Source organism: Streptomyces sp. NPDC040410 (genome assembly GCF_055595715.1).
Genome location: NZ_JBVIVK010000050.1, coordinates 1 through 8,425, shown reverse-complemented (window position 1 = coordinate 8,425; position 8,425 = coordinate 1). Strand labels below are relative to the sequence as shown.

General features: G+C 70.5%; 1 protein-coding gene. It reads left to right on the top strand.

Going from position 1 to position 8,425, the window contains the following annotated elements; all coding sequences use genetic code 11:
• On the top strand, nt 1-8,425 hold an 8,425-nt coding region (locus tag ACZ562_RS38070), incomplete at both ends, for an amino acid adenylation domain-containing protein (RefSeq protein WP_471189244.1).

Below are 8,425 nucleotides of genomic sequence, written 5' to 3'. Positions count from 1 at the left end.
GCGCGGTGGACGTCGGACGGGCAACTGGTCTTCGCAGGGCGAGCCGACCAGCAGGTCAAGGTACGTGGCTTCCGTATCGAACCCGGCGAGATCGAGGCCGTACTGCTCACACATGCCGATGTCACCCAGGCCGCTGTGGTGGTCCGCGAAGGCACCTTGGTGGCCTACGTCGTGCCTGCGGACCAGCACACGGAGGTGCTGCGGGACCTGGTCGCCTCTCGGTTGCCGGAGTACATGGTGCCGGCCGCCTTCGTGGCCCTCGACGAGTTGCCGCTGACCGCCAACGGGAAGCTGGACCGGCGGGCGCTTCCGGAGCCGGAGCGGACCGCGGGCAGTGGGCGAGGTCCGGCCACTGTGCGGGAGGAGATCCTCTGCGCGGCGTTCGCGGAGGTGCTGGGCGTGGAGTCGGTCGGGGTGGAGGACGACTTCTTCCGGCTCGGTGGGCATTCGCTGCTGGCGGTGTCGCTGGTGGAGCGGTTGCGTGCCCGGGGTGTGTCGGTGTCGGTGCGGGCGTTGTTCGAGTCGCCGACTCCTGCGGGGCTGGCGCGTGCGGTGGGGGCCGGGCCGGTGGAGGTGCCGGAGAATCTGATTCCGGCCGGGGCCGAGCGGATCACGCCCGAGATGCTGCCGCTGGTGGAGCTGTCGCAGGCCGAGGCCGACGCGGTGGTCGCCACGGTCGAGGGCGGTGCGCCGAACGTCGCCGACATCTACCCACTGGCGCCCTTGCAGGAAGGCATGCTCTTCCACCACCTCATGGCGGGCGGCGGCGAAGACGTCTATCTCACCGTGCGCGTGGTCGAGTTCGACACCCGTGACAGGCTGGACGAGTTCCTGCGGGCCCTGCAACACGTAGTGGACCGGCATGACGTCTACCGGACCGGTGTGGTCTGGGAAGGGCTGCCGGAACCCGTCCAGGTGGTGTGGCGGCACGCGGAACTGCCCGTCCTGGAGCACACCGTCGACGGCACGCACCCGGACCCGACCCAGGCACTGCTGGGCCTCGCCGGTTCCGTGATGGAGCTGCGCCGCGCCCCGCTGCTCGATGTGCATGTGGCCGAGGCGGCCGGAGGCCGATGGCTCGGCGCCGTGCGGATGCATCACATGGTCCAGGACCACACCGGCATGGACATGCTGCTGCGCGAGTTGCGGGCGGTGCTGACCGGTCGGACCGACCACATGAGGCCCGCACTGCCGTTCCGCAACTTCGTCGCGCAGACCCGCGCGGTCCCCAGGGCCGAGCACGAGCGGTTCTTCGCCGCGCTGCTGGGCGATGTGACCGAATCGACCGCGCCGTACGGACTGCTCGACGTCCAGGGCGACGGCAGTGATGTCGTGACCCGGGAAGTACCACTCCCCGACCAGGTCACGGCGGAGCTGCGACGGGTCACCCGGGAACTGGGAGTCAGCCCGGCGACGGTGTCGCATGTGGTGTGGGCCCGGGTGCTCGGCACCCTTGCAGCCCGGGACGACGTGGTGTTCGGGACGGTGCTGTTCGGGCGGATGAACGCCGGCGAGGGCGCCGACCGGGTCATGGGACCGTTCATCAACACGCTGCCGGTGCGGGTACGGACCGGCGGAGTCGGGGTGCGGGCCGCCGTCGAGGGCATGCGGGACCAACTCGCCGCGCTGCTGGAGCACGAGCACGCGCCGCTGGCGCTCGCGCAGCAGGCCAGCGGGATCGTGGGCAACACCCCCCTGTTCACCACGCTCCTCAACTACCGCCACGACGACTACGGGCCCGGCTCCGCCGACACGCACACCGTCGAGGGCGTCCAGAGTGTCTTCGCCCGCGACAAGACCAACTACCCCCTGGCCGCGGCCGTCAACGACCACGGCCCCGCCAAGATGAGCGTCACCGTTCTCGCCGTCGACCCCATCGACCCGGAGAGCGTCGCCCGCCTGATGTGCACGGCGATGGAGAACGTGCTCGCCGCCCTCGCAGGCACCCTGCGCGGCGGCCCCGACGTGCCGCTGCACACCGTGGCCCTGCTCGACCCGGCCGGACGCCGACGCGTACTCGCCGACTGGAACGACACCGCCACGACCGCGCCGGACATCACCGTCGTCGAGGCGTTCGAGCGCCAAGTGGCGGTCACTCCCGAGGCCACCGCGCTGATCAGCGACCAGACCGTGCTGACGTACCGGGAACTGGACGCCGAGGCCAACCGTCTCGCGCACTGTCTGGGCGGCGTAGGCGTGGGCCCCGAGTCGGTGGTCGGGATCTGCCTGCCCCGCGGAACACGGCTGATCACCGCGATCCTGGGCGTCCTCAAGGCCGGAGCGGCCTATCTGCCGGTCGATGTGCAGTACCCGGCCGAACGCATCGCGTTCCTGCTGGCCGACAGCCGCACCCCGGTCGTACTCGGCACCGAGGACGTGCTCGACGAACTGCCCCTGCGCGGCGTCCTGCCGATCGCCCTCGACGACCCGTACGTCGAGGCGCAGCTGGCCGGCTGCCCGGACACCCCGCCCCGGGTCGCGATCGGGCCGGCCGCACTGGCCTATGTGATCTACACCTCGGGGTCGACCGGCACACCGAAGGGTGTCGCCGTCGAGCACCGCGGCGCGGTCAACCTGGCCACCGCGCAGATCGAGCGGTTCGCGGTGGAACCCGACGCTCGAGTCCTCCAGTTCGCGTCCATCGGATTCGACGCCGCCACCTCCGAAGTACTGATGGCCCTGTGCTCCGGTGCCGCGCTCGTCGTGGCCCCGGCCGACGAACTGGCCCCGGGCGGCGGCCTCGCCGATCTCCTCACCCGCCACTCGGTCACCCATGTGACACTCCCGCCGGCCGTGCTCGCCGTACTGGAGACCGCCGACCTGGCCTCCGTACGGACCCTCGTGTCGGCCGGCGAGGCACTGGACCCGGCCCTCGTAGGGCGCTGGGCACCCGGCCGCCGGCTGATCAACGCTTACGGCCCGACCGAGACCACCGTCTGCGCGTCGATGTCACAGCCGCTCACACCCGATGACGAACCGTCGATCGGCACACCCGTAGCCAACGCCCGTCTCTACGTCCTCGACGACACCCTTGAGCCCGTCCCGGCCGGTGTACCGGGCGAGCTGTATGTGACGGGCGCCGGGGTGGCACGCGGATACGTGGGGCGTCCGGGGCTGACGGGTGAGCGGTTCGTGGCGTCCCCGTTCGACGCGGGGCAGCGGATGTACCGCACCGGGGACCTCGCGCGCTGGACGCCGGATGGACGCCTGATGTTCGTCGGACGCGCCGACGACCAGGTCAAGATCAGAGGCTTCCGCATCGAGCCCGGCGAGATCGAGGCCGCCCTCACCGCGCACGCGGAGGTGACCCAGGCCGCCGTCGTCGCCCGGGAGGACACACCCGGAGACCGGCGACTGGTGGCATACCTCGTCCCCTCCGACACACAGATCGACCTCGAAGGACTGCGGGAATCCCTCGCACAGCGCCTGCCCGACCACATGGTCCCGGCCGCCATGACAACCCTCCCGGCGCTGCCGCTGACGGCGAACGGCAAACTCGACCGCAAGGCACTCCCGGCCCCCGAATACGCGGGCGCCGCAGGTGCCGGCCGAGGCCCGTCCACGGCACAGGAAGAGATCCTTTGCGGTCTGTTCGCCCAGATCCTCGGGGTCGGCTCGGTCGGCGTCGACGACAGCTTCTTCGACCTGGGCGGCCACTCGCTGCTGGCCGTGCGGTTGGTGTCCGGGATCCGCGCCGCACTCGGCGTCGAGATCGAGGTCCGCACCCTGTTCGAAGTGCCCACCGTGGCCTCCCTGGCCGCCCGCCTGACCAGCGAGGGCGGCGGCCAGGTCCGCGGCCCACTGACGGCCGTCGAACGCCCGGAGCGGCTGCCCTTGTCGTTCGCGCAGCGACGCCTGTGGTTCCTGGCCCAACTGCACGGGCCGAGCTACAACATCCCCGCGGTCCTCGGACTGGCCGGAGACCTCGACGTCCCCGCACTGGCCGAGGCACTGCGCGATGTGATCGCACGGCACGAATCGCTGCGGACCGTCTTCACCCTGCGGGACGGCGAGCCCTTCCAGCAGATCCTCGACCCGCAGGACATGAACTGGGAACTCCAGGTGTCCCAGGTGACCTCCGGCGAACTGGCCGACGCCACGACCACCGCCGCCCGGTACGCGTTCGACCTCTCCACCGAACTCCCCATCCGCGCATCGCTCTTCCAGACCGACGCCGACACCCAGGTCCTGGTCGTGGTGATGCACCACATCGCCGGAGACGGCTGGTCACTAGGCCCCCTGGGCCGCGACCTCTCCACGGCGTACGAGGCCCGGTCACGCGGTGAGACACCGCAGTTCACACCGCTGCCGGTGCAGTATGCCGACTACGCACTGTGGCAGCGGGAGCTGCTGGGGGAGGAGTCCGACTCCGGGAGCCTGCTGTCGGCCCAGGTGGAGTACTGGCGCCGCACCCTCGCCGGCGCCCCCGAGGAACTCGTCCTGCCCGTTGACCACCCCCGTCCGGCCATGGCCACCCACCGGGGCCATGTCGTCCCGCTGGACCTGCCCGCGGGGGTGCATGAACGGCTGGTGGAACTGGCACGGGCCGAGGGCGTGACGGCGTTCATGGTGCTGCAGGCCGCGCTCGCGGTGACCCTGTCCCGGCTCGGTGCCGGCACGGACATCCCGGTCGGTTCGGCGGTGGCGGGCCGTACGGATGAGGCGCTGGACGATCTGGTCGGCTTCTTCGTCAATACGCTGGTGATTCGGACGGATCTGTCCGGGGATCCGGAGTTCCGTGAGGTGCTGGGCCGGGTGCGGGAGGCGAGTCTCGGGGCGCTGGCCCATCAGGACGTGCCCTTCGAACGCCTCGTGGAGGAACTGGCCCCGGAGCGGTCACTCTCCCGGCACCCACTGTTCCAGGTCACCCTCACCGTCCAGAACACCGACCGCGCGGTCCTGGACCTGCCCCATGTACGCACCGACGGCTCACCGCTGGACACCCCCACAGCGAGGGCGGCGCGCTTCGACCTCGACCTCTCGCTGACGGAGACCTTCGACGACGAGGGCCGACCGGCCGGGCTGCGTGGCGCGCTGATCGCATCGGCGGATCTCTTCGAGATGACCACCGCCGAACGGATGACGGAATGGTTCGCCCGCGTACTGGACACGGTGACCACGACGCCTGACATCCGGCTGCGCACGGTGGACGTGCTGGACGCGGCCGAACGCGGGCTGGTGCTGGAGCAGTGGAACGACACGGCGGCGGAGGTGCCGGGCGCCTCGGTGGTGGAGTTGTTCGAGCGGTGGGCTGTCACGGCTCCGGACGCGGTGGCGGTGGTCAGCGAGGGTGTGGAGCTGTCGTACGGGGACCTGGACGCGGCGGCGAGTCGGCTTGCGCACTATCTGCGGGGTCAGGGGGTTGGGCCGGAGTCGGTGGTGGGGCTGCGGTTGCCGCGCGGTGCGGGCATGGTCGTCGGGATTCTGGGTGTGTGGAAGGCCGGGGCGGCTTATGTGCCGGTGGACGCGGGGCTTCCTGCTGAGCGGGTCGAGTTCATGCTCGCGGATGCGGGTGTGGGGGTGGTCGTCGGTCCGGAGGAGCTGGAGCAGCCGGGGGAGTCGGATGGGGCTCCCGGTGTGGCTGGGGACTTGGCGTATGTGATCTATACGTCGGGTTCGACGGGGACGCCGAAGGGTGTGGCGGTCTCGCATGCTTCGCTGGCGAATCTGGTGTCGGTGTTCGGGCCGGTGATGGGTGCTGGTCCTGGTGTGGGCGTTTTGCAGTTCGCGTCGTTCAGTTTCGATGCGTCGGTGCTGGATGTGGCGGTGGCGTTGTCGTCGGGTTCGGCGTTGTGGATCGCGAGTGATGAGCAGCGGGAAGAGCCCCGGCGGCTGCGGGATCTGGCCGGGGTCCGTTCCGCGAGTGTGGTGCCGTCGTTGCTGGGGGTTCTGGAGCCGGACGATCTGGCTCAGGTGGAGACGCTGCTCGTCGGTGCTGAGGCGATCGGTGAGGCTGCGGCGCGGGAGTGGTCGGTCGGCCGTCGGTTGGTGAACACGTATGGGCCGACCGAGGCGACGGTGATGGTGGCGGCCGAGGTGGTGGACGGTGACCGTCAGGGGGCGGTGCCGTTCGGTCGGCCGATCGCCAACACCCAGTTGTATGTGCTGGACGACGGGCTTGAGCCGGTTCCCACCGGGGTCGCCGGTGAGCTGTATGTGGCCGGTGCCGGGCTGGCGCGCGGGTATGTGAACCGTCCGGGGCTGACGGGTGAGCGGTTCGTTGCGTCCCCGTTCGGCACGGGTCAGCGGATGTACCGCACCGGCGACCTGGCGCGTTGGACGGCCGACGGGCAACTGGTCTTCGCCGGGCGGGCGGATCAGCAGGTCAAGGTGCGTGGCTTCCGAATCGAGCCGGGTGAGATCGAGGCCGTGCTGCTGTCGGATGCCGATGTCTCTCAGGCTGCTGTGGTGGTTCGCGAGGGTGCCTTGGTGGCGTACGTCGTGTCGACCGAGCCGGACGTGGACGGGTTGCGGGAGCTGGTGGGGTCGCGGTTGCCGGAGTACATGGTGCCGGCGGCGTTCGTGGCCCTGGATGAGCTGCCGCTGACCGCCAACGGGAAGCTGGACCGGCGGGCTCTGCCCGCGCCTGAGTACGCCAGTGGTACGGGTCGGGCTCCGGCCACCGTGCAGGAGGAGGTCTTCTGCGCGGTGTTCGCCGAGGTGCTTGGCCTGGACACGGTCGGGGTGGAGGACAACTTCTTCCAGCTCGGTGGGCATTCGCTGCTGGCGGTGTCGCTGGTGGAGCGGCTGCGCGGGCGCGGTGTGTCGGTGTCGGTGCGGGCGTTGTTCGAGTCGCCGACGCCGGCAGGGCTGGCGCGGGCCGCGGGGACAGGGTCGGCGGAGGTGCCCGAGAACCTGATTCCGCCGGACGCGGACCGGATCACGCCGGAGATGCTGCCGTTGGTGGAGCTGTCGCAGGCCGAGATCGACCGGGTGGTGGCCTCGGTCGAGGGTGGCGCGGCGAACGTGGCCGATGTGTATCCGCTGGCACCGTTGCAGGAAGGCATGCTCTTCCACCACCTCATGGCCGGTGACGGCGCGGACGTCTATGTCACCGCGCGGGTGATGGACTTCGACTCACGCGCTCGACTGGACGAGTTCGCGCGGGCGCTCCAGCAGGTGGTGGATCGCCATGACATCTACCGGACGGCCGTGGTGTGGGAGGGACCGCGAGAGCCGGTCCAGGTGGTGTGGCGGCGTGCTGTGCTGCCCGTTGTCGAGCACTCGCTCAGTCCCGAGATGGCTGAGCCCGCGCGCCTGGTGGATGCCGTCGGGTCGGTGATGGATCTGGGGCGTGCGCCGCTGATGGATCTGCATGTGGCGGAGGTGGTCGGGGGCCGGTGGCTGGCTGCGGTGCGGATGCATCACATGTTGCAGGATCACTTGGGCATGGATGTGCTGCTGCGGGAGTTGCGGGCGGTGCTGACGGGTCGGGCGGAGGAGTTGGCGCCGGCGTTGCCGTTCCGGAACTTCGTGGCGCAGACGCGGCGGGTCTCGCGCGCGGACCATGAGCGGTTCTTCGCCGGGCTGCTGGGTGATGTGACCGAGCCGACCGCACCCTTCGGAGTGCTGGACGTACGCGGCGACGGGTCGGATGTCGTCACCGAACTGGTTCCGCTGCCGGGTGACTTGGCGATGAGGCTGCGGGAGTCGGCGCGGGCTCTGGAGGTCAGTTCGGCGACGGTGCTGCATGTGGTGTGGTCGCGGGTGCTGGCGGTGCTGTCCGGCCGGGGCGACGTGGTGTTCGGAACCGTGCTGTTCGGGCGGATGAACGCCGGTGAGGGTGCCGACCGGGTGCTCGGCCCGTTCATCAACACGCTCCCGGTCCGCGTACAGACCGGTCCGGTAGGGGTACGGGCCGCGGTGGAGGCCATGCGGGACCAGTTGGCCGCGCTGCTGGAGCATGAGCACGCACCCCTGGCGGTGGCGCAGCAGGCCAGCGGGATCGCGGGCAACACCCCGCTGTTCACCGCCCTCTTCAACTACCGGCACGCAGACCAGGGCGCGAGCGCGGAGAGGGAACAGCAGCCGATCGACGGGATCCGGCGAGTCCATGTCCGGGAGCGGACCAACTATCCGCTGACCGTTGCGGTCAACGACCTGGGGCCGGACACCGTCAGCTTCACCGTGGAGGCGGTGGCACCGGTCGACGCGGCGGTGGTCGGACGGCTGCTCGCGACGACGACGCGGAACGTGCTGGACGCTTTGGACGCCGACTCCGACATGGCGCTCGGTGGCGTGCCGGTTCTGGATTCGGGTGAGCGGGATCGGTTGCTGGTGGAGTGGAATGACACCGGGGCGGAGGTATCGGACGCATCGGTGGTGGAGTCGTTCGAGCGGTGGGCCGCGTCGGCTCCGGACGCGGTGGCGGTGGTCAGCGAGGGCGTCGAGGTGTCGTACGGCGACCTGGACGCGGCGGCGAGTC